The following is a 511-nucleotide window of genomic DNA, read 5'->3' on the forward strand; positions in this document are numbered from 1 at the left end:
CACAATCCAGTCTAACAACATCCACATTAGGAACGAAATCTTTTAGATTTCCAGACTTTGGAATCGTATCCTGTTCACCATATATCATAAGGGTCGGCTGATGAATGATCGGGTTTGCCTCCGCCAGTAAGTACCAGTTTCTATCAAGGTTTCTGTACCAATTTATACTTCCTGTAAACCCTGATGATTCGAAAGCAGAGATAAAAACAGCCAGTTCGTCCTCATCCATCAAGGGCTCCCCAAGTGGTCTTTCTGCTCTTGCAAGATTGATCATTAGCATTCCGGGCTCAGGTGGTGATTGAGGTGTGTTTTTGCGGAATATGTTACGCAGAAACCGGGATGCGTTTTCATTCATTATAGCATCCGCTACTCCAGGCTGTCTATTGAAGTGAACAAAATAGAAGTCTCCTCCCACTAGTTCTTCCATCAACTCAATCCATGGTCTTTCTCCACGCGCTTGATAGGGCAAAGCCATGTTGATCACTTTATTTACCCGCTCAGGATACAATAG

General features: G+C 43.6%; 1 pseudogene. It reads right to left on the bottom strand.

Annotated features, from left to right (window positions below):
- Positions 1 to 511, bottom strand: a pseudogene (locus U3A58_RS21740) (alpha/beta hydrolase); the annotation flags it as partial.

The organism is Algoriphagus persicinus, from assembly GCF_035156415.1.
Lineage (GTDB): Bacteria > Bacteroidota > Bacteroidia > Cytophagales > Cyclobacteriaceae > Algoriphagus > Algoriphagus persicinus.